Raw genomic sequence first — 21,143 nt, 5'->3', positions numbered from 1 at the left:
TCGTTATCTAAGTCTGCTGACATGCCGCTCTCGAAATTCATTCTCGAGCATGCTCATCTGAATGGCATCGTGATATTGATGATTGTAATACAAGGCCTCTCGCCGTACACCTTCACGTTGAAATCCTAGTTTCTCATATGTACGAATCGCACGTTGATTGAAGGCATACACTTCAAGCTCGATTCGGTGCAGATTGCAGATACCGAAGCCGTAGTCCAACATAAGCAGCAATGCCTCGCTACCATAGCCTTTTCCTTGATGCTCTGTATGATCAATGGCGATCCGAATATGTGCACTGAGATTTTTGGTATGTAGGTCCATCAGGGCAATCTCCCCGATGACCTGGTCATTCTCCTGCAAGGCGATCAGCAGCATCAAGCGTGAGTCATCCTGGGCCGCGTTTTCGATGTAGCGTTCTACTTGGGTACGGGTGAAGCTGTTTTGTGTTCCAGTAAGTCTGCGCATCTCGGCGTCAAACAATCCGGGAAAATAGATATCAACATCAGTCGATTCAAATGGACGAAGATAGATGCGCTTCGTTTCCAACAGACGTGGGATGCGCGGGGATGGTGTTGGTTGGGACATGGGTTATTCCTCCTGTGAGTTCAAGTCGTCATGCAGGACCGATCGAGCTGATGTCGCGGCATTGGCAAAAGCATGGAGAGATCTTTAAGCCTTGTGAGCAGCTCCGTCCAAAAATAAAGCTACCAGCTCACGTGCCAGATCGGCAATCGTTGCATGCATGTCGCGTACTCCTTCGCGGTTTGCCAGCATCAGCAAGGACGTGAACGCATGGGCAAGCAGCATCGGATTGGCAGATCGCAAATAACCGTTGTCCATCTCCTGCTTAAAGTGGGTGGCGAGGACTTCATAGATGCGTACTTCGGCTTCACGGATCTGGGCCAACTGATCTGCATCCAAATAGGTATTGGCTTCACGCATCATGGTCTCGGTATCGACGTGAGATTGTTGCATCCGTCCTTCCGCAACTTTCTCCAGTCTTTCTTGTAATGTACCGGGTGCATCCATACGGAGTGCTGTCTGCTGCATGCCCATGGCCATCATACTGGTGATGGCGACGGTGAATAGCTGCGGCTTGCTGGAAAAATGATAATAAATTGATGCTTTGGTCACGCCGCATAGCGAGGCGATTTGCTGGAGAGAGACGGGCTCATATCCGTATTCCATAAATAGCCGCGAGGCGGTCATCAGTATTTTTGACTGGGCTGATGCCTGATCGGCATCGGCTTTGGGCCTGCCCGGCGAGCGGGGAGGGTTCGTTTTTTTGCTCATGGTTGCATACCTCTTTACTTATTCATGTTGGCTGTACAAAAGTGTTCAAAAATTAGTATTTGCAATATTAACCTTCCGGTATATATAATTAAGTCAATTATACTATGACCCGTGGTTCATTTCTATATTTATCACATAAAAACGGCTTCATAGAACCAAAATAGGGAGATGAAGAGACAATGCAAGAAGGTTCGGGCTACGGCCGCTGGGTTGCCGGCAAACGAAGCAAATGGATTACACTGTTGGTATGGATTATCGTCGCGGTTGTACTTGGTGTGGTGTGGCCTGCTGTTGGTGATCGTGAAACGAACAACGCGCAGGATCTGAGTGATTCCAAGCCATCGGTGCAGGCGGCAGTAGTTGCCCAGAAAGAATTTCCCGGCGGCGAAGGTGTCCCCGCCCTCATCGTCTGGCGTCAAGCCGGCGGTCTGACGGATGAACAGATTAAGAACATTCAGGCGTTAACGGAGCGACTGGATCAAGATCCGGTGGAGCAGCAGCAATCTGTGGTTCCGCTATATCAGTTGCCGCCACAGGCTCTGAAAGGTCAGCTTTCGGAAGACGGAAGCACCTTGGTTATGCCTCTATTTTTCAATCAGGAAGCTGATTCGTCACAGTTGAAAGAGGGCATTGCAGCGCTGGAGCAGAAAACGAAAGACATTTTTGGCTCCGACCCATTTGACGTTGCCATTGATGATGCCAGCGCACTAAGCGCGCGGGTTACAGGCCCGGTTGGGATATCAATTGATGCAAGTGGATTATTCTCATCTGCGGATGTATCCCTGCTGATTGCAACAGTTGTACTGGTACTCGTGCTGTTGCTGTTGATCTACCGTTCGCCCGTACTGGCGATTATCCCGATTATTGCAGTTGGGTTCGCTTATATGGTCACTAGTCCAATTCTCGGATTTATGGCGGATCAGGGCTGGATTACAGTGGACGCGCAGTCCATCTCGATTATGACAGTGCTGTTGTTCGGTGCAGGTACGGACTATTGTCTGTTCATGATCTCCAGATTCCGTCAAATTCTCTATCATGAGTCGGATAAAAAGAAAGCACTCTTCCAGGCGATTACCGGATCGTCCGGTGCGATTGCCATGAGTGGATTTACAGTTGTTGCAGCACTGCTTGTACTGCTGTTCGCAGAATATGGTGCCTATCACCGTTTTGCCGTACCGTTCAGTTTATCCATCTTCATCATGTTTATTGCGAGCCTGACGCTGGTTCCGGCTTTGCTGGCGATCTTCGGTCGGGGTTCATTTTACCCGTTTGTACCGCGTACGCATGATATGGAAGTAGAACGTGCGAAGAAAAAAGGCAAACCAGCGCCTGCTCCGCGTAAAATCAAGGAAAGCTGGATTGGCCGTACAGTAGTAACCAAACCGTGGACAGTACTGGCGATTACGCTGGTGTTGTTGGGTGGACTGGCTGCTTTCTCTAGCCAAATAAAATTCACGTATGACTTGTTATCGTCCTTCCCGGAGAATGTTGCATCTCGTGAAGGTTTCAAAGTCATTGGAGAACAGTTCTCGGAAGGTGAACTCGCTCCGGCGAAAGTGATTATCGATACAGAAGGCAGCGAGACAGATCTGAAACAACGTCTGGAATCGCTGGATTACGTAAGCAAGGTAGGTGAAGCGCAGCAGGGTGCTGAGAATGCAAACATCACCGCTTACGATGTGGAATTCAATCTGAATCCATACTCGATGGAGGCGATGCAACATATCCCGGATCTGCGGGCAACGGCTGAACAGGCATTGAAAGATGCTGGAATAACAAGCGTGGACAGCCATGTCTGGATCGATGGTCAGACGGCTGAGCAGTATGATATCGAAGTCACTGGAGAGCGGGATGCCAGCATCATTATCCCAGTGGTAATCGGAATGATCACATTGCTGTTGCTGTTATACCTGCGTTCCGTCGTAGCGACGGCGTATCTGATTGCCACAGTAGTACTGTCCTATTTCTCCGCACTGGGCCTTGGCTGGCTCATTATCCACTATGGACTGGGGGCAGATGCCATTCAGGGAGCGATTCCGCTGTATTCCTTCGTATTCCTTGTGGCGCTGGGTGAAGACTACAACATCTTCATGATCTCAAGCATCTGGCAAAAACGCAAAACGATGCCACTTCGCCAAGCGATCAAGGAAGGTGTGGGTGAAACCGGATCTGTAATTACTTCCGCAGGTCTGATTCTCGCAGGTACATTCGCCGTACTGGCAACACTGCCTATACAGGTGCTGGTGCAGTTCGGTATTATCACGGCTGCGGGTGTCTTGCTGGATACGTTCCTTGTTCGACCGTTCATGGTGCCAGCCATTACTACGTTGCTGGGCAAATGGGCTTTCTGGCCAGGCAAGTATGTGTCTGTTGCAGAGAAAGCCAAAGAGAAACAAAAACAATCCATGTAATTAATGGATAGATTCAGACAAGGACAGTGGGGCCTCAAGCCCACTGTCCTTTTTTTACCATTTTTATATTGGAGTGCAGGTTGATCCGGGTATATGCTGAGATGGAATGGAGGAACTGTAAAATATCCGCAGAAACAGATCTGCCCGCTATTTTCTTTGTACGAGGAAGGTTTACGTGGCCAAGGGTTTTGGGACATAATAGAGGTAACGTCAGCCTTAGGCAGACGGATGGGATGAACATCAATGGGACAACCAGGGGGAAGGATGAAATCAAGCATGACGAACCAACTTAATGTGTATTTTAACCATGACGGCGGCGTAGATGACCTCGTATCGCTGTTCATGCTTCTGCAAATGGACAATGTAAATGTAACCGGTGTATCGGTTATTCCGGCAGACGGATATCTGGAGCCAGCTACAGATGCCAGCCGTAAAATTATCGATCGCTTCGGCACATATTCCGTAGAGGTAGCGAAATCCAACTCCAGAGGGAAGAATCCGTTTCCTGCGGCATGGAGATTGCATTCCTTCTATGTAGATGCACTTCCAGTACTGAACGAATCCGGCAAAATGGAAGCTCCTTTGTCTGCCGTTCCGGCTCACCAGCATCTGATTGAGAAAGTGCGCAACACCGAAGGCAAAACGCTGCTCCTGTTCACAGGACCGCTGACTGATCTTGCGCGTGCACTGGACGAAGCACCGGACATTGAAGAGAAAATCGACAAGCTTGTGTGGATGGGTGGAACGTTCGAAAGAGGGAACGTCGAAGAGCCTGAGCATGATGGTACAGCAGAATGGAACGTATTCTGGGACCCGGAAGCGGCTTACCGTGTATGGCAGACCGGCATTCAGATTGATCTGGTAGCCCTGGAGAGCACGAACAAAGTACCTCTGACACCTGCTGTACGTAACCGTTGGGCTGCAGAGCGTCGCTTTGAAGGCGTTGACTTCTTGGGTAACTGTTACGCAGGATGTCCGCCACTGGTATACAGTGAAACGAACTCCACGTATTATCTGTGGGATGTGTTGACTACGGCTTCCGTTGGACGTGAAGACATCGTGAAGAAGAAAACGGTGAACTGTATTGTTATTCCGGATGGTCCAAGCCAAGGCCGTACAGTGGAACAAGCAGACGGACGTCCAGTACAACTTGTGTATGACACTGATCCAGAAGCGTTCTTCACATACATGACGGATTTGGGCAAAAAAGCTGCTCCGCAGCGTTATTAATTCAGGCAGCCTCAAGGCCAGCCTCCATTAAAATGACAACAATAAAAAGCCGCAGGAAGAGTGAGCAGGAATGGGGTAAACCCCATGTTCCTGTTCCCTGCCTTGCGGCTTTTTTGTATTCATCCGGTGGGCTCCATGGATTGCCCATCTACAATCGAATTTATATTTTGAATCGGCTTATCAACCCATTCAATTCACTGGACAACACACGAAGGGATTCCGCAGATGTGCTCATCTCATCCATCGATTTCAGCTGCCCGTCAGTTGCAGCGGAAACCTCCTGAATGCTGGAAGAAGACTTGCGCGAGATATGTTCCATATCTTCAACGGAGGCGGATACCTCTTCGGCACTGGCGGAGAGCTGCTCGGAAGCGGCGGACACTTCGTGCAAACGTTCATTCATCGTTTCAATGCCGGAATGAATGGACGTGAACGAACGTCCTGCTTCTTGAACAACAGCAAGACCGGCCTGAACTTCTGAGGTACTGGCCGACATATGCGAAGATAATACAGCAGTCTGTCGCGTCATTTCGGCGATCAGTTCAGTCACATGTTGGGACGATTGCTCGGATTCCCCCGCAAGCTTCCGAACCTCGGAAGCAACAACGGCGAATCCGCTACCATGTTCCCCGGCCCGAGCAGCTTCAATGCTTGCATTCAATGCCAGCAGACTGGTCTGGGAAGCGATGCCCTTCATCATGTGGGCTACCGATTCAATTTTGCTGGAGTATTGCGCAAGTTGGGAGGTAGATGCTTCCATCTGTGTGTTGGCCTGATGGATTTTGTCCATGCGGTCAATCGCTGTGTTGATGTTGGTCTGACCCTGTATCGCGTTATGGGTCGTCTCCTCGGATACATCAGCCACCATGGAAGATGAATTCGCAATATGCTGCATGCTGCGTGTAATTTCCTCCATTGCTACAGTAACTTCGCCTGCCCGTGCAACCTGCTCCGCAGCGCCTTTGGCTGTGTGGTCTGTGTGCTCAGCAATGCGCTGGCTGGCTCCCGCTGTCGCCAGCGAGTGTCTGGATACCCCTTCGGCTGCTTGCAGCAGGGAATCGGAGCTTTTGCGGATACCTGTCATGACATCTCGTGTATCTGTGACCAGATGTTTGAACTCCGAAGCAAGTTGTCCAACCTCATCCTTCCGTCCAAGCTCGACATCGACGGTCAGATCACCTTTACCCACCTCAGCAATGATCTTCTTCAGTTTCACCAGAGGACGGGTCAAATAATGAGCAAATCCATAGACCAGCAGCACGCTGAGCAATACGATAGCAAGGGCAGTCCAGATCATGGTCATCCGATTGCGTGTCATTAACTCGTAGACGGCAGTGGAGTCGAGGTCGGCGCCAACCAGACCAAGCATTTCCCCATTAACCCCATGAATCGGTACATAGGCTGTAATCGTCGCGCCGTACTCATCCTGGGTCAGATCGCCCCGGAAAGGTTCGTTTTGCGCAAAGGCTTGCAGCATTCCCGCATATTGGTTCTCTTCAGGCGACCCGTAGGGAGAGAAATCATCCTCTTCCACATCCGGAGCAGCGCCATCCACTACGTAATAATACGATTCGGCTCCGTTTTCTACACGCTTACCAAGCGTGTATAGATACTTCAATCCATTGGCCTGACGAAGCTGGCTGAGTTGTTCGCGCAAGGTATCGTAATACTCGGTTTGATCCTGTCCTGTACTGAGCGGCGCATACAGGGAGGTATCGATAGATTGTGCTGCTCGTTCGGCAACAGCCTGTGCCTGCATGCCCATCGATTGTTCAACCAACTGTGCGGATGAGCGATACATAGTAATGCCAAGAACGGCTCCTGCCGCCAGCATCAGACAAGAAAAAAATAAAAAGATACGCATAAACAAACTGTTCATTAGTAGAAATGCTCCCCCTTGATATATAAAACTATGAATTCTTATATTGAAGTTGGATGAATCGTCATATTGGAACTGCGTTTCCTTCTTTGCTAACGTACATATGTATTTCATTTCTATTTAAAATATCGGCATCTGCATGATAAAGAATTAGCCCCCGGATCAAGTAGATCCAGGAGCTTATCTTGTTTGAAACGTATAAATGGATATCTCATCTCTTGGACTCCCCATGATTGCAGGAACCATTTGCTGCCGTTAATACAAAGAGGGCTTTACATCGTCCCGCCACCCTGGCGGATGGAGGCAGGGATCTTCTCTGGTCCTTGGTTAATATATTTATTAATAAAAGTGCCTACTTTGGCATCATCGAATTGGTCCAGCTTCATGGTTTTGGTCCATGCCGTCACAACGACCTCACTACCCTCAGGGATGTCCTTGTTCGGCACAGCCAGGATACCTGATCCAGCTTTGCGGAACTTGGCAAGGTATTTCAGATGCTGCTTCAGCTCATCACTTGCGTTCTCACGATAATAAATGATGATATCCCCATGCTCCAGATTATGTACCAGGTATGGATAGCCGGGGAAATCGGTGTAAAATCCAAACTTGATATCATGCGGGTTATGAGGCCCCGACGTTGGGATGGTCATCTCATATTGAATCGGCTCTTCTGTATGATCGGCTCCGTAGTATTTATCGTCAGTCACTTCGATCGCAGCAGCAGCATTCAGATCCGCAACATCATACTTGGTAAGTGCGCCCTGCATGAAGAAAAGAATAAACGCAATGACCGACACCCCCAGTAGTGCATGTGCACCCAGGCGGATGGATCGGGTTTTCTTTTTAATCACGGCTCGTTCATTCTTCTTCATATGTGCCAGTACAGACTTCTGGGTGCGTGCAGACCAGATATAAGCTGCGATGGAGAACAATAGAACGACTGCTCCAACGATAAGCCATAGGTAGGATGTGCCTGCCTCGTGCTCCATTTGCATATGATTCATATTCATGTCCATATCGATTCCCTCTACCCTTCTTAATAAAATGAATGATCACAACAATTCACTACACAATGTAGTGTTGTTGACAATGGTGCAGATCAGATATAAGCATGGAGCGCTTCTTACCTCATATCCTTACGTAAAAAAGGACATACCTTTTACACTACACATTATAGTGTATGGAACGTAACGAGTGCAATCTGCTGACGTTGAAAACAAAAGAAGACCCTCCTCGCATGAGCAGGGAGAGCTTTCGTAAGAGCTTTTGAACTAGATGCTACATACGACCAAATGGAGAGAACATAAGGCTGATCAATCCCATGATCATTGTGGCCAACAAGCGATATAAAATATAAAACAATACAACATTGGCAATCAACACGCTGTACATGCTATCGATGGCTGCCTTGGTACGATTCAGCGGATACTGGAACAGTACCGTGTTAAGAGATACAAAGATAATCAAAAACGAGACAACGAGGAAGAAGATAGCGATGGAATACGAGATAACAATAAACAGATTCGCCAGGACGAGCGACGCTACAGCGGGCACAAGCAATGTACCGAACTGGGCAACCAGTGTTTTGGGGCGGAACGTTATTTTTTCAATCTTCAAAATGGCATACATCAATGCGATAGCTACGACCAAAGAAATGGCAGTGAACAACAGCGGTCTGATAAACCCGCCAATGAACAATCCGTCCATATCCATCCGGCCGAAAGTAATCAAAAAGTATGTAGAGGATAGAAGCGCAATCAGAGCCATCGTGATCCAGCCGTTAAGAGAATGCTGTTCACCAACAGTTTTCATAGTTTGATAAGGACGGGTGAGCACACTAAGGAAATAGGATAGATACTGTTTGCTTACTTCTTTGGCTTGCTGAACTTTCTCATTTTGTACGATGTTATTCCACTGATTGGTATTGTTGTCTCCTGAAGCTGAAGCGCCCTCTGTGCCGGTAGAGTCTGAAGATTCGGAAACATGTTGTACAGGTCTGGGAGCAGAAGGTGTGTTGGAAGAAATGGGAGCGTGAGAAGGTGTCGCCTGTGTGCTCGACCAACGGGTATATTCAGGTTCGGCAGCAGCGGATTGTTGATCCTGAGCGGAATCTGCAGTAGGGGAGGAAGGGGTTAGATTAGAGCCGCACCTCTCGCAAAAACTAGCATTTCCATTTTCATGATTACATACTGGGCATTTCATGGCATAAGCCTCCAATTTCATAAATTAAGATAATATAGACATTTTGTCTCATTTTAACGGTTGATGACGAAGTTTGTCTATGTTTTCAAGGGAATTAATACCCGGTATTTTCCACCTGAGTATGTGGTTAAACCGGTCCCCTTATTTTCATATTGACATAAGTATGCGCCGGAATTATGATGTCTTTACCGAAATTGATAATCATTATCATTAAATGAACGTTAATCTAAGGGTTTGTACTCATCGACATATTTATCGCAGGTGTACAACCATATCAGTTTAACCAATGGGGAGTGTATCGTGTTGAAAAAAATATTGGCACTGCCGGCTGTTGTGCTGGCAACTTCGGTTTTACTCGCCGCTTGCGGCAATAATGAAGCTGGTTCGGACAAGCAGGCGGAAACGCCCGTTGCTCAAAGCGAAAATCAAACTTCCACAGATACCACGGATGCAGCAGATCAGGAAGCGGCCGGGAGTGATTATACAACCGCAGTGGATAGCTATCGCGCGTTTGCAATCGAGCAGATTGATGAATTCGTGAAGCAAACGGAGAAGTTCACCGATGCCGTGAAAGCTGGTGATCTGGAGACTGCCAAATCATTATATGCACCAGCTCGTATGTATTATGAACGCATTGAACCAGTAGCCGAAGCACTTGGGGATCTGGACCCGAATATCGATGCTCGTGACGGGGATGTGGAGGCTGCCGACTGGCGTGGATTCCACCGGATTGAGAAAGCACTTTGGGAAGACAAGACGACCGAAGGCATGACTGACTTTGCGGATACATTGTTAAGTGATGCGAAGCTCCTGCGTGCCAAAGTCGAGACGATGGACATCGATGCGAGTCTAATGGTAACGGGTGCGGTAGAACTGCTGAATGAGGTCTCCTCCAGCAAGGTAACGGGTGAAGAAGAACGTTATTCCCATACGGATCTGTATGATTTTGCAGCGAATGTAGAGGGAGCACGCGAGATATATAACCTGTTTAAGGATGATCTGGCTGCCAAAGACAAAGATCTGAATCAGCAAATTGCGGACCGATTCGATGCGCTCGAGAAAGAACTTGCTCCATTCAAGGATGGAGACGGGTACATTTCCTATGAGAAGCTGAAGGATGAGGACGTGAAGAAGCTGAGTCAGAACCTGGATGCATTGGCTGAGCCACTGTCGAACATGGGACAGGTACTGGGAGTGTAGAACGATGACCAAGCAGAAAAAGGATTCGCTGAAAAAGCCGTTGTCACGGCGTGAAATGCTGAAGCTGACCGGCGTGGCCGGATTGGGTTTGCTCTTGGGCGGAGGCGGTGCCAGCGGTCTGATGGCGCTGGGCCGCAAAAGCAGTCCCGCGGCATTGGATGTGAACACGCCGGACAAAGCACTGCCCTTCTATGGCAAGCACCAGGCAGGCATTATTACCCCGGCTCAGGATTTCATCTGCTTTGCCGCCTTTGATGTGACGGCGGGAAGTGCGGATGACCTCCGCCGTCTGTTCAAGAACTGGACGGCGGCTGCCGCTGCCATGGCCGCCGGAGAGATGATTGGCGAACATAATACAACGCTGAATACGCCCCCTACCGATACGGGCGAAGCGGCAGGCCTGACACCGTCACGAACTACGTTGACGTTTGGTGTGGGGCCATCTTTGTTTGACGGGCGCTTCGGGCTGCAGGGCCGGAAGCCCAAGGGCCTGCGCGATCTGCCGGCATTCGCCGGAGATGCGCTGGACCCGCAGTGGTGTGGTGGCGACCTGTGCGTGCAAGTCTGCGCAGACGATATGCAGGTCGCCTTCCATGCTATCCGCAATCTCGCGCGCATCGCACGCGGGCATGCGGTATTGCGCTGGACGCAGGAAGGTTTCCAGCGCACAGGCCGAGCTGACCCTGCGGGTGGAACACCGCGCAACTTGCTCGGCTTCAAGGATGGCACCGGCAATCCGGATACAACGGATGCCGTGCTGATGGACCAGACCGTCTGGGCGCAGCCGGCTGACGGTCCGGGGTGGATGGCCGGCGGCAGCTATATGGCCGTCCGCCGGGTTCGCATGCGTGTGGAGGTGTGGGACCGCTCCACACTGAAAGACCAGGAGGCGACTTTTGGACGCCACCGGGACAGCGGAGCGCCGCTCGGCAGCCGCGGGGAGTTCGATCCGGTAGATCTGAAGGCCAAGTCTGCCGATGGGCAGCCTGTCATTCCTGCAACGTCACATCTGCGTCTCGCCAAGGGAGATGGCAGTCAGCAAATTTTACGCCGCTCCTACTCGTATTCGAGTGGGCTCGATGCCAAGACCGGACAGCTGGATGCAGGTTTGCTGTTCATTAGCTATCAACGGGACCTGGAGAAACAGTTTATTCCGATTCAGAAACGACTGGCAAAGAACGATAAGCTGAATGAATATACCGTGCACACAGGCAGTGCTGTATTTGCCTGTTTTCCTGGGATTACGAATGGCGGATATATTGGGGACACCTTAATTTAATGGGGAGGATGACAATGATGGGCAGGATCGCAGATCGGAAGGCGCAGAAGCGGCTGCTGTACAAAGGAAGGTTGATGCGTTCCTTGCTGATGCTGCTGGTGTTCCTGATGGTGGGGTCCGGGGTGATTCGTTTACCGGGCATGTCACACGCTTCTGCTGAGGGGCTCCAAAACAAAGAGCAGTCTGTGCAAAAACAACTGGATAGTCTGTTGCCGCCTGTGGGCAGCGCCTTGGTTGAAGTCGGACAGGGCAAGCTGGCAGAAGCGACGGAGGATGTCGCTGAATTCCGGCAACTGTGGGATACTGCCAGCACGTTGGTGCCGGAGCAGAACGCAGATCAGGTTGCGACGGCCGCCAGCGTTGTAAGTGATGCCCTGTCCAAAACGGAACAGGCACTGTCTGGCAAGGATTCTGATGCTGCCAAGAAAGCACTGGCTGATCTTGCCCGTGCGACCAATCAGTACATTGAGGCGTTTCAGGGTGCGGAAGAGAGCAGCGATGCAGGCCGTAAAGCGGCCGAAAGGCTGCTGCCGGACGCACGTAAAAGTTTGAGTTCAATGGAACAGGGCGATTGGACCCAGGCAGAGCTTGCCTATAAACGGATTGTTACGGCCTGGAAAGGCACCGAAGCTCCGATCCGTCAGGATCATTTTGGTGTATACAGCCAGTTGGAGAAAGACATCAGCCTAATTCGTATTTCAATGCAGGCCGAACCCCGCAAGGAAGAACAGGCAACAGAGCGTATGCAGGAACTGGTCACGTTGCTCACAGACTATAGTGCAGGGACACTCAAGGAAGGGGAAGTTGAGGATACGTCAGCATCCTCTGGTGTTTCTTCTTTGTCCGACCTGCTGAAATTACTGGAGCAAGTAGAGCAGCAGATTCAAGCGGGGGATACGACTTCTGCCGCATCGGGATTGGAGCAGTTTATTGTGTCCTGGCCTTTGGTTGAAGGTCAGGTACAGATATCATCTCCAGCTTCATATACGGCCATTGAGAATGAAATGGCGGAAGCATCCGGATATGTCGTCTCCAATCCGCCAAATACGGTGAAGGCAACCGAGGTTGTAACCCGAATGATCCATCGGCTGGAGCCGTTAACGGCTACTACCTCATACACGGCATGGGATGCAGCATTGATTCTGCTTCGCGAAGGATTGGAGGCCATTCTGGTACTGGCTGCATTGCTCGCTTATGCCAAGAAGAGTGGCGAGACTGCGGCCCGGCGCTGGATCTGGGCTGGTGCCGGTAGTGGTCTGCTGCTTAGTGCGGCGCTGGCCGTTGTACTGTCGCTGACCCTTGCTGTGGCATCATCGGGTAGCACACGGGAGATGATTGAGGGGTATACGGGGCTTGCAGCCGTTGTACTAATGTTGACGGTTGGACATTGGATGCATAGCAAATCAAATACCCGCTCCTGGAATAGTTATGTACAGCGACAGGTAGGTGGTGCACTGGCAAGGGGGAGTCTGTGGTCACTCTTTGCCGTGGCGGGACTCGCCATATTGCGAGAAGGTGCGGAGACTGCGATCTTTTATATTGGTATGGCGCCTGCAATTGAGACCTCGCAGATGTTGATCGGCATGGGGGCAGCATTGCTCATCCTGATTGTATTGGCTGTGGCCATTATTCAGTTCAGTGTACGTCTGCCTGTACGATGGTTTTTCCTGACCGCTACGCTGCTGATTTATTATCTGGTATTTCGTTTCCTTGGAGAGAGCATACACTCCCTTCAAGTTTCGGCAACCCTTGGGGCCCATGTCGAACCGAGTCTGCCGACGATGGGCTGGCTTGGCATGTATCCGACATGGGAGACCTTTATTCCACAACTCGTTGTGCTGGTCTTTATGATCTTCAATTTGATTCGTACAGAGGTACGTTCAGCTAAAGGATCATCCAAAGCATCCGTGTAGCACGGAGCTACGAATCCCGATAAGAGGCTGCGTCCTGTTCGCATCATATTGTGACTGCTATAATCGAAGGGATCTATAAGTCCCTATAAAAAAAGCCGTATCCTTCACGTTCTATTCTGCGTGAAAGATATGGCTTTTTATTTTTAAGAGATCTATGAGATAGGTTAAACGGTCTGTGGATTGGACTTCATCATTGTGGGTGTGGACTCCCGTATGATCGGTTTGGTCACGATATGCGAGACCTGATAAGGCTGGGATGGATTGTCAATCCGGGACAACAGCATCTCCGCAGCTTTGATACCCATTTCGTTGCTGTAAATATGCACAGTTGTTAATGGAGGCTCAATAATCCGTGATTCAGGCGCATTATCGAATCCGCATATGACAATATCCTGCGGAACAGTAACATTCCTCGCTCTCAATGCTCTGATCAGTTCGACTGCGATAAAGTCGTTGGCACATACATACGCATCAGGCAGCGACTTCAGCTCAGCTACTCGCTCGTTCAACCAGCCTGGCTTCGAGAAGAACAGGCGGTCATCATCAACAATGCATTGGGATGGATCGACCTGCAACCCCGCTTCCAGCATGGCCCGCTGGTATCCTACCCAACGTTCATTGAAGCTCTTGCAATGATTGTAATCCCCGGCAAATCCAATTTGGTTGTAGCCACTCTCAATTAATTTTCTGGTTAACTGATACGTGCTGTGCTCGTTCTCCATTAGCAGCAAATCGGCATGAAATTCCGGATAACAGATGTCGGAAGCGCTATCGATGAAGATCGTGGGAATTCCAAGATCGGTAATAAGCTGAGTATATTTGAGATCGAACAATTCAATGCAAATGATACCGTCCACGTTGGAAATATCAAAATTGTTGGGGAGTGTAAGTGAATCCTGATCAACCTCACGCACGATATGAATGGAGAGATTGTAGCCCTCTGCGCTGATTCTTTTCTCCAGACCACTGATTAACATCGAACCAAAGTGAGATGTATTGGGCAGATTTTCCGTTAACAGGGCGATATTGCTTGGAGCCTTGGTTAGAACATGCTCATTTTCCATATAGGCAAACTGTTTATATTTAAGTTCAATTGCTTTTTTAATTACACGATTACGTGTCTCATCCGGGATATTTCCGCTATCATTCAAGGCTTTGGAAGCTGTATTCCGGGAGATGCCCAAAGCATCCGCGATGTCCTGTATCGTGACTTTTTCTTTTGCCATCTAGTGCTTCACCTCTAATGATCATATGGTCGTCCATAGTATTATCTTAGTCAAATGTATAATAGATCGGAACAAATAGCAATCGCAATTTTACATATGCACAATTTAGTTTACATTTTTGATTCGGGTGATGTGCTTTTATTTGTATACAGAATTTTCGTTATAAATGATAATTAATTTGAAATATCCTACTGCTGTTAAGGGGAATGAAAGGTTACAAGGGAAATAATCCAACGTAAAATATACGATGAATTACACATTTAGAAATCGAAAAACATACAAAATGATTTCAAATGCACAATTATTTTTTACATAATGTATTGACTAATGCCTAGATTACCTGCTAAATTGTAAATTATTAAATGAGCAATTGTAAATATTGAAAGCCCTTACTACAAACAATTGTCAACTTCAGGAATGAACGGAGGTCATGTGTTGGATAACACGGTGGATACCAAAAAGGGTACAGGAAGGGCGTTGAAAGAGAGGCCATCAACCGGTCACAGGATGCAGCAGTTCAAAAAGAATTATTTTTTGTACTTGTTACTCGCACCAGCTCTGATCCTGACCCTTATCTTCAAATACATCCCGATGTACGGAGCCATTATTGCATTTAAGGATTTTAGTCCGATCAAAGGCATCATGGGCAGTGAGTGGGTAGGCTTGAAGCATTTTGAGAAGTTTTTAGCTTCGCCCAATTTTGATGTCATTTTTATGAATACGCTTAAACTCAGCTTTTTTGGATTGATATTCAGCTTTCCGGTCCCGATATTGCTTGCTCTCATGCTCAATCAGGTACGTAAAGCGGGAGTAAAGAAAAACATCCAATTGTTTCTGTATGCACCTAACTTCATCTCGGTGGTTGTCGTTGTGGGTATGCTGTTTATCTTTCTATCCCCAACAGGGCCGATCAATCAGATAGCCACAGCGATTACTGGTCAGCCAATCATGTTTATGTCCGAACCGGAATATTTCCGTTGGATATACATTTTGTCGGATATCTGGACCGGGGCGGGTTGGGCTTCTATCATCTATGTCGCTGCTTTGGCCAATGTCGATCCGGAACTTCACAATGCAGCCAATCTGGATGGAGCGAATCTCATTCAACGTATTCGCCACATCGACCTTCCGACGATTCGACCGATTATGGCCATCGTATTTATTCTTGCCGCTGGCGGGATCATGTCGATTGGATTTGAGAAGGCCTACCTGATGCAGACGTCCATGAACCTGCCTTCCTCCGAAATCATTGCCACGTATGTCTACAAGGTGGGCTTGCAGTCCGGAGATTACGCTTATTCTGCGGCAGTGGGATTGTTCAACTCGGTCATCAATGTCATTTTGCTGGTGACTGTGAATCTGATCGTGAAGAAATTGAATGAAGGCGAAGGCCTCTATTAGGAAAGGAGTGTTATCCATGGTTGTTAAACATACGGGACTGGATCGTCTGATCCTCGCACTGAACGCGATTTTTCTTACCTGTGCCGTACTGGTTGTGGTTGTCCCCCTGATTTATATCGTCGTTGCCTCATTCATGGACCCAACGGTGCTGCTGAATCGCGGGTTGTCCTTCAATGTGTCCGACTGGAGTTTGGATGGGTATCAGATGATTTTGTCCAATCCAGCCATGATTCGAGGGTTTGCTAATGCGGTGCTGTACTCGGTTTCTTTTGCTCTCGTGACGGTGACCGTTTCGATATTTGCAGGGTATGCCTTGTCTGATGAAAGGCTGGCTGGGCGAGGATTTTTCATGATTATTTTTATCATCACGATGTTCTTCGGTGGCGGATTGATCCCGACCTATCTGCTTGTTCGTAATCTCGGCATGCTGGACACGGTATGGGCCATTATCGTCCCTGGCGCAGTCAACGTCTGGAACATCATTCTCTCCAGAACCTTCTTCAAAGGGGTACCGCGAGAACTGAAAGAAGCCGCCAATGTGGATGGTGCCTCCGAGATGAAGATTTTCTTCCAGATCGTTATTCCGTTGTCGAAACCTATCATTTTTGTCCTCGCGTTGTACGCGTTTGTGGGGCAGTGGAATTCCTATTTTGACGCCATGATCTATCTGGATAATCCAAACCTCCATCCTTTACAGCTCGTACTGCGCTCCATTCTGATTCAGAATCAGGCTGCGCCGGGCATGATCAGTGATCAGCTTGCGATGGCGGAACTGAAACGGCTCTCGGAAATGATCAAATATTCAGCCATTGTCATTTCGAGTCTACCACTCATCATCATGTATCCATTCTTTCAGAAATATTTCGAAAAAGGTGTCATGTTAGGTTCACTCAAATAGTGAACAGCCTGAAATATAGCGCGTTCGACCCAACACAATCCACGGAGGTCATTATTATGAAAAAAGTGAACAAGTCCAGAAAAGCCGCTACAACGGCATCCATCTCCATGTTGTCAGCCATGCTCCTGCTCTCGGCGTGTGGTGGGGGAGGAGGCGGTGCGGCAAGTGAAGCCCAGTCACCTGATGGCAAGGTGACATTGAATTTTATAACACAGAGTTCTCCGCTGGCCCCTGCTGATCCGAACGAGAAGCTGATTAACAAGCGACTCGAAGAGAAAACCAATGTGCATATCAACTGGAAGAACTATACGAGTGACGTATTTGCAGAGAAAAGAAACCTGGCGGTAGCCAGCGGTGATTTGCCTGATGCCATCTTTGACGCAGGTTATGGGGATTATGATCTCCTGAAACTGGCGAAGGATGGGGCCATCATTCCACTGGAGGACATGATTGAGCAATACATGCCGAACCTGCAAAAGGTGCTGGAGGAAGCTCCAGAATACAAGAGCATGATTACGGCTCCAGACGGACATATTTATTCCTTTCCCTGGATTGAGGAGCTCGGAAGTGGCAAGCAGCGCATACAGGCGGTGGATGACTTACCTTGGATCAACGTGGAGTGGCTGAACAAGCTCGGACTGAAGATGCCAACGACAACCGAAGAACTGAAACAAGTGCTGATTGCGTTCAAAACTCAGGACCCGAACGGCAATGGCAAGGCTGACGAAATTCCGTTGTCCTTCATTAACAAGCCGGGCGGAGAAGATCTGACATTTCTATTTGCAGCATTTGGACTCGGGGAGAACTGGGACCACACGGTGGTGGCCAACGATGGAAAAGTGGTCTTCACTGCAGCTGATGAAGGTTACAAAGAAGCGGTCAAATACATTCACGAACTGGTCCAGGAAGGTCTTGTGGATGTGGAAGCATATCAGCAGGATTGGAATACGTATCTGGCCAAGGGCAAAGACAACAAGTATGGCATGTACTTCACTTGGGATAAGGCCAACATTACAGGTATGAATGATACCTATGATGTTCTGCCTCCTGTCGCCGGACCGAATGGAGAAATTAATGTCGCACGTACAAACGGTATCGGTCTAGACCGGGGACGCATGGTTGTTACGAGCAGCAATAAAAATCTGGAATCCACAGCGAAGTGGGTGGACCAATTGTACGATCCGCTCCAGTCCGTGCAGAACAACTGGGGAACTTACGGTGATGAGACACAACAGAATATTTTTGAATTGGATGAAGCTAAAGGCATGCTGAAGCATCTTCCGCTGGAAGGCGCTGCACCTGTTGAGCTCAGACAGAAAACGAGTATTGCAGGACCGCTGGCTATTCTCGACAGTTACTATGACAAATACACAACCAAACCGGAAGATGCTGCGTGGCGTATGGAACTGCTCGATAAATATATGGTTCCACACATGAAAGCAGAAAACGTCTATCCAAGCGTGTTCTTCTCAATCGATGAACTCGACCGCCTTTCCACCATTGAGACTGATCTGTTCGCCTACGTGCTGCGTATGCGCACGGAATGGTATCAGAATGGAAAGATCGATCAGGAGTGGGATGCTTATCTGAAAGAGTTGGATCGTCTTGGCTTGCAAGAGTGGCTGCAGATTAAACAAGCGGGATATGACCGCAACACCCAATAAAACAAACTGGATGAGGGGCTTTGTCGCACATAGCATTAAGTTGCGTGAGTGAAGCAAAGTTACCTCTTCAACGGTTTGAATCAAAGGAGTAAACCAATATGTCTACCATTTCAACAACCGATTACCGGGGCGTCTATCACTTCTCACCCAAGGAGAAGTGGATGAATGACCCCAATGGCATGGTATTTTTCAAAGGTGAGTATCACTTGTTCTATCAGCATCATCCGTTTGGCACAACATGGGGGCCGATGCATTGGGGACACGCGGTGACGAAGGATCTGGTGACCTGGGAAGAGCTTCCTGTGGCTTTGGCGCCGGATGAACATGGCATGATATTCTCCGGCAGTGCCGTGGTGGACTGGAACAATACGTCCGGATTCTTTGACGATGAGCCAGGACTGGTGGCTATTTTTACCCATCATCAGGAGGTGCCAAACGATCATCCGATTCAGCGGCAGAGTCTCGCATATAGCAAGGATAGTGGTAGAACATGGGTGAAATACGAGGGCAATCCGGTACTGGAGCATGAGTCGTTCGTGGATTTCCGTGATCCCAAAGTGTTCTGGCATGAGCAGACCAAAGAATGGATCATGATTATCGCTTGTGGTCAGACGGTATGTCTGTACCATTCTCCCGATCTGAAGGAGTGGACATTGGGCAGTGAATTCGGCGCCGGGATCGGTTCGCATGATGGCGTCTGGGAGTGCCCTGATCTGTTCCCTCTATCCGTGGATGGGGATGCGAGCCAGGAGAAATGGGTGATGCTCGTCAGCATTGGTGCAGATCCGGCCTTCAAGGAAGGCTCCAGAACGCAATACTTCACCGGAGATTTTAATGGGATTACATTTGTTCCTGATGAAGCTTCCCATACCGTTCGCTGGTTTGATCATGGTCGGGATAACTACGCAGGGGTTAGTTGGTCCGACATTCCGGCAGAAGACGGCAGACGCCTGTTTATGGGCTGGATGAGCAACTGGATGTATGCCAATCAGACACCAACCGAAGGTTACCGCGGCGCCATGACCATTGCGAGAGAGCTGACATTGGAGAAAAGGGACGGGGAAGTCCTGCTGGTTCAGCGTCCTGCACGCGAGCTCGAGCACGCCCGCACACCAGTACTATCCTTACAGAATGCTTCCATCAGACAAGTGAGTGAGCAGTTGAACACCTTGCGCCTTGTAAACTATGAGATTGATGCGGAATGGGCTTCTGATCAATCTGTTCAATTTGCATTACGAAGTGGTTCAGACAATGAAACGCTCATCGGTGTGGACGCTAGCCAGAATGAGGTATATGTTGATCGCAGTCGATCGGGTATTAGCGATTTCCATGAACATTTCCTGGGCCGCCATGCAGCGGGATTAAAAGCAGTGGACGGCAACCAACATCTGCGTATTTATGTGGATTACTCATCCGTAGAGGTATTTGCCAATGACGGTCAAGCGGTTATTACGGATCTGATCTATCCGGATGCGGGTTCCGAGGGAATCTCTGTTCAGTCCGAAAATAAGGATGTAGTATTTTCTTCGCTTCATATCTACGAGCTATCTCCCATCCGAGTTGAAGGTCAGTCGGAATAATCGCGAGGGGGACAGTAAGATGCGTATAGGAGCAATAGAAGCCGGTGGAACGAAGTTTGTATGTGGTGTAGGTAACGAGCGAGGGGAAATTGAAGATTGGTGCAGCTTTCCAACGGAACATCCCGAGACCACACTGGCGAAGGTCATCGACTATTTCAGGGACAAAGGAGTGGCGGCGATCGGGATCGGCTCCTTTGGTCCGATTGATCTGCAACGGGGTAGCCCCACCTATGGTTACATTACAACAACGCCCAAGCCAGGGTGGGAAAACTGTAATGTTATTGGATCATTGAAGCGCGAATTCCCGGTTCCCTTCGGATGGGATACGGATGTGAATGCAGCGGCCCTTGGAGAAGTCACGTGGGGAGCAGCGAAGGGACTGGACAATTGTGTGTATTATACGATCGGCACAGGTGTTGGGATTGGACTTGTGGCGGGAGGCAAACGTGTGCATGGATTGCTGCACCCAGAGGGTGGACACATCCGGACGAGACGCCACCCGGAAGATCATTTTGCCGGATTATGTCCGTATCATGGCGATTGCCTGGAGGGAATGGCTGCGGGCCCAGCCATTCAAGCCCGCTGGCAGAGCCCTGGAAGCGAACTCCCGACAGACCACTTGGCCTGGGAGATCGAATCTTTTTACATTGCGGAGTCCATCACAACGGCCATTCTGCTTCACTCCCCTCAAAAGGTCATCTTGGGCGGAGGGGTGATGCAGCAAAGTCATCTGTTTCCCATGATTCGGGATCAGGTTGTACGGAATCTGAATGGTTATGTGAATGCAGCCGCAATAACGCAACATATTGACCAATATATTGTTCAGCCTGGATTGGGCCAGCACGCAGGACTATGCGGTTCTCTCGCATTGGGGCTGGAGGCACTGGAACGCTTCGCTTCAGCTTCATAGTTTTTGATACCCATTGAGACGTCCCAGGAGGGGCGGATGCATGTTCACTTATTTTGC

The 21,143-nt window shown here is 49.1% G+C and carries 17 protein-coding genes; 10 read left to right on the top strand and 7 right to left on the bottom strand.

From position 1 onward, the window contains the following. Window positions 1-3: 3 nt before the first annotated feature. Together HP548_RS09450 and HP548_RS09445 are read right to left on the bottom strand one after the other, a co-directional pair. Window positions 4-585, bottom strand: a complete 582-nt coding sequence (locus HP548_RS09450; RefSeq protein ID WP_175381495.1) for a GNAT family N-acetyltransferase — start codon at window positions 583-585, stop codon at window positions 4-6. A gap of 84 nt (window positions 586-669) precedes the next feature. Beyond that, window positions 670-1,209: a TetR/AcrR family transcriptional regulator gene (locus HP548_RS09445; RefSeq protein WP_246317997.1), complete on the bottom strand. Its 540-nt coding sequence runs from the start codon at window positions 1,207-1,209 to the stop codon at window positions 670-672. Window positions 1,210-1,472: 263 nt separating this feature from the next. Here HP548_RS09445 and HP548_RS09440 point away from each other — a divergent pair, with 263 nt between their 5' ends. Together HP548_RS09440 and HP548_RS09435 are read left to right on the top strand one after the other, a co-directional pair. Next, complete coding sequence (locus HP548_RS09440) at window positions 1,473-3,704, top strand: MMPL family transporter (RefSeq protein ID WP_175381494.1); 2,232 nt, start codon at window positions 1,473-1,475, stop codon at window positions 3,702-3,704. 276 nt (window positions 3,705-3,980) lie between these two features. After that, window positions 3,981-4,934, top strand: coding sequence for a nucleoside hydrolase (locus HP548_RS09435; protein ID WP_076287459.1), 954 nt, complete (start codon window positions 3,981-3,983; stop codon window positions 4,932-4,934). Window position 4,935: 1 nt separating this feature from the next. On the opposite strand, the gene HP548_RS09430 is transcribed toward HP548_RS09435, so the two are convergent. The 4 genes from HP548_RS09430 to HP548_RS09415 all read right to left on the bottom strand — a co-directional run bounded on the left by HP548_RS09430 (window position 4,936) and on the right by HP548_RS09415 (window position 9,015). After that, complete coding sequence (locus HP548_RS09430; RefSeq protein ID WP_175381493.1) at window positions 4,936-5,082, bottom strand: hypothetical protein; 147 nt, start codon at window positions 5,080-5,082, stop codon at window positions 4,936-4,938. 12 nt (window positions 5,083-5,094) lie between these two features. Beyond that, complete coding sequence (locus tag HP548_RS09425; protein WP_175381492.1) at window positions 5,095-6,813, bottom strand: methyl-accepting chemotaxis protein; 1,719 nt, start codon at window positions 6,811-6,813, stop codon at window positions 5,095-5,097. 272 nt (window positions 6,814-7,085) lie between these two features. Next, complete coding sequence (locus HP548_RS09420) at window positions 7,086-7,817, bottom strand: DUF3105 domain-containing protein (protein ID WP_175381491.1); 732 nt, start codon at window positions 7,815-7,817, stop codon at window positions 7,086-7,088. 274 nt (window positions 7,818-8,091) lie between these two features. Continuing rightward, window positions 8,092-9,015, bottom strand: coding sequence for a zinc ribbon domain-containing protein (locus HP548_RS09415; protein WP_175381490.1), 924 nt, complete (start codon window positions 9,013-9,015; stop codon window positions 8,092-8,094). A gap of 303 nt (window positions 9,016-9,318) precedes the next feature. Here HP548_RS09415 and efeO point away from each other — a divergent pair, with 303 nt between their 5' ends. From efeO to HP548_RS09400, 3 genes are read left to right on the top strand one after another with little or no spacing between them, the layout of a single operon-like run. Then, the gene (gene efeO, locus HP548_RS09410; protein WP_175381489.1) at window positions 9,319-10,215 is read left to right on the top strand and encodes an iron uptake system protein EfeO; all 897 of its coding nucleotides are present in this window, start codon (window positions 9,319-9,321) and stop codon (window positions 10,213-10,215) included. 4 nt (window positions 10,216-10,219) lie between these two features. Further along, a complete protein-coding gene (gene efeB, locus HP548_RS09405; RefSeq protein WP_246317996.1) occupies window positions 10,220-11,494 on the top strand; it encodes an iron uptake transporter deferrochelatase/peroxidase subunit in 1,275 nt (424 codons plus the stop codon). A gap of 17 nt (window positions 11,495-11,511) precedes the next feature. Next, a complete protein-coding gene (locus HP548_RS09400) occupies window positions 11,512-13,407 on the top strand; it encodes an FTR1 family iron permease (RefSeq protein WP_246317995.1) in 1,896 nt (631 codons plus the stop codon). 164 nt (window positions 13,408-13,571) lie between these two features. Here HP548_RS09400 and HP548_RS09395 read toward each other — a convergent pair whose 3' ends face one another. Next, window positions 13,572-14,633 carry a LacI family DNA-binding transcriptional regulator gene (locus tag HP548_RS09395; protein ID WP_099857334.1) on the bottom strand — a complete coding sequence of 354 codons (1,062 nt, stop codon included), beginning with the start codon at window positions 14,631-14,633 and terminating at the stop codon, window positions 13,572-13,574. Window positions 14,634-15,140: 507 nt separating this feature from the next. On the opposite strand from HP548_RS09395, the gene HP548_RS09390 reads away from it, so the two are divergent. The 5 genes from HP548_RS09390 (at window position 15,141) to HP548_RS09370 (ending at window position 21,086) form a co-directional block, all read left to right on the top strand. Beyond that, on the top strand, window positions 15,141-16,034 hold the full coding sequence (locus HP548_RS09390; protein WP_246318009.1) for an ABC transporter permease: 894 nt from the start codon (window positions 15,141-15,143) through the stop codon (window positions 16,032-16,034). A 16-nt stretch (window positions 16,035-16,050) separates the two neighbouring features. Next, the gene (locus HP548_RS09385; RefSeq protein WP_175381487.1) at window positions 16,051-16,932 is read left to right on the top strand and encodes a carbohydrate ABC transporter permease; all 882 of its coding nucleotides are present in this window, start codon (window positions 16,051-16,053) and stop codon (window positions 16,930-16,932) included. A 56-nt stretch (window positions 16,933-16,988) separates the two neighbouring features. Further along, window positions 16,989-18,596, top strand: coding sequence for an ABC transporter substrate-binding protein (locus HP548_RS09380; protein WP_175381486.1), 1,608 nt, complete (start codon window positions 16,989-16,991; stop codon window positions 18,594-18,596). Window positions 18,597-18,694: 98 nt separating this feature from the next. Further along, window positions 18,695-20,176: a glycoside hydrolase family 32 protein gene (locus tag HP548_RS09375; RefSeq protein WP_099857338.1), complete on the top strand. Its 1,482-nt coding sequence runs from the start codon at window positions 18,695-18,697 to the stop codon at window positions 20,174-20,176. 19 nt (window positions 20,177-20,195) lie between these two features. Then, the gene (locus HP548_RS09370; protein ID WP_175381485.1) at window positions 20,196-21,086 is read left to right on the top strand and encodes an ROK family protein; all 891 of its coding nucleotides are present in this window, start codon (window positions 20,196-20,198) and stop codon (window positions 21,084-21,086) included. The last annotated feature ends 57 nt before the right edge of the window (window positions 21,087-21,143 follow it).

The sequence above is a fragment of the Paenibacillus taichungensis genome (assembly GCF_013359905.1).
In the GTDB taxonomy this organism is placed as follows: Bacteria; Bacillota; Bacilli; order Paenibacillales; family Paenibacillaceae; genus Paenibacillus; species Paenibacillus taichungensis.
Note: the sequence above shows the minus strand (reverse complement) of the source record. Positions and strands in the feature narration are given on the sequence as shown.

Coding starts and splice junctions, on each gene's coding strand:
- HP548_RS09380 (WP_175381486.1), top strand. CDS start 16,989: ATGAAAAAAGTGAACAAGTCCAGAAAAGCCGCTACAACGGCATCCATC.
- efeB (WP_246317996.1), top strand. CDS start 10,220: ATGACCAAGCAGAAAAAGGATTCGCTGAAAAAGCCGTTGTCACGGCGT.
- HP548_RS09395 (WP_099857334.1), bottom strand. CDS start 14,633: ATGGCAAAAGAAAAAGTCACGATACAGGACATCGCGGATGCTTTGGGC.
- HP548_RS09370 (WP_175381485.1), top strand. CDS start 20,196: ATGCGTATAGGAGCAATAGAAGCCGGTGGAACGAAGTTTGTATGTGGT.
- HP548_RS09415 (WP_175381490.1), bottom strand. CDS start 9,015: ATGAAATGCCCAGTATGTAATCATGAAAATGGAAATGCTAGTTTTTGC.
- HP548_RS09445 (WP_246317997.1), bottom strand. CDS start 1,209: ATGACCGCCTCGCGGCTATTTATGGAATACGGATATGAGCCCGTCTCT.
- HP548_RS09440 (WP_175381494.1), top strand. CDS start 1,473: ATGCAAGAAGGTTCGGGCTACGGCCGCTGGGTTGCCGGCAAACGAAGC.
- HP548_RS09420 (WP_175381491.1), bottom strand. CDS start 7,817: ATGAATCATATGCAAATGGAGCACGAGGCAGGCACATCCTACCTATGG.
- HP548_RS09375 (WP_099857338.1), top strand. CDS start 18,695: ATGTCTACCATTTCAACAACCGATTACCGGGGCGTCTATCACTTCTCA.
- HP548_RS09385 (WP_175381487.1), top strand. CDS start 16,051: ATGGTTGTTAAACATACGGGACTGGATCGTCTGATCCTCGCACTGAAC.
- HP548_RS09390 (WP_246318009.1), top strand. CDS start 15,141: ATGCAGCAGTTCAAAAAGAATTATTTTTTGTACTTGTTACTCGCACCA.
- HP548_RS09425 (WP_175381492.1), bottom strand. CDS start 6,813: ATGAACAGTTTGTTTATGCGTATCTTTTTATTTTTTTCTTGTCTGATG.
- HP548_RS09400 (WP_246317995.1), top strand. CDS start 11,512: ATGGGCAGGATCGCAGATCGGAAGGCGCAGAAGCGGCTGCTGTACAAA.
- HP548_RS09450 (WP_175381495.1), bottom strand. CDS start 585: ATGTCCCAACCAACACCATCCCCGCGCATCCCACGTCTGTTGGAAACG.
- HP548_RS09430 (WP_175381493.1), bottom strand. CDS start 5,082: ATGGGCAATCCATGGAGCCCACCGGATGAATACAAAAAAGCCGCAAGG.
- HP548_RS09435 (WP_076287459.1), top strand. CDS start 3,981: ATGACGAACCAACTTAATGTGTATTTTAACCATGACGGCGGCGTAGAT.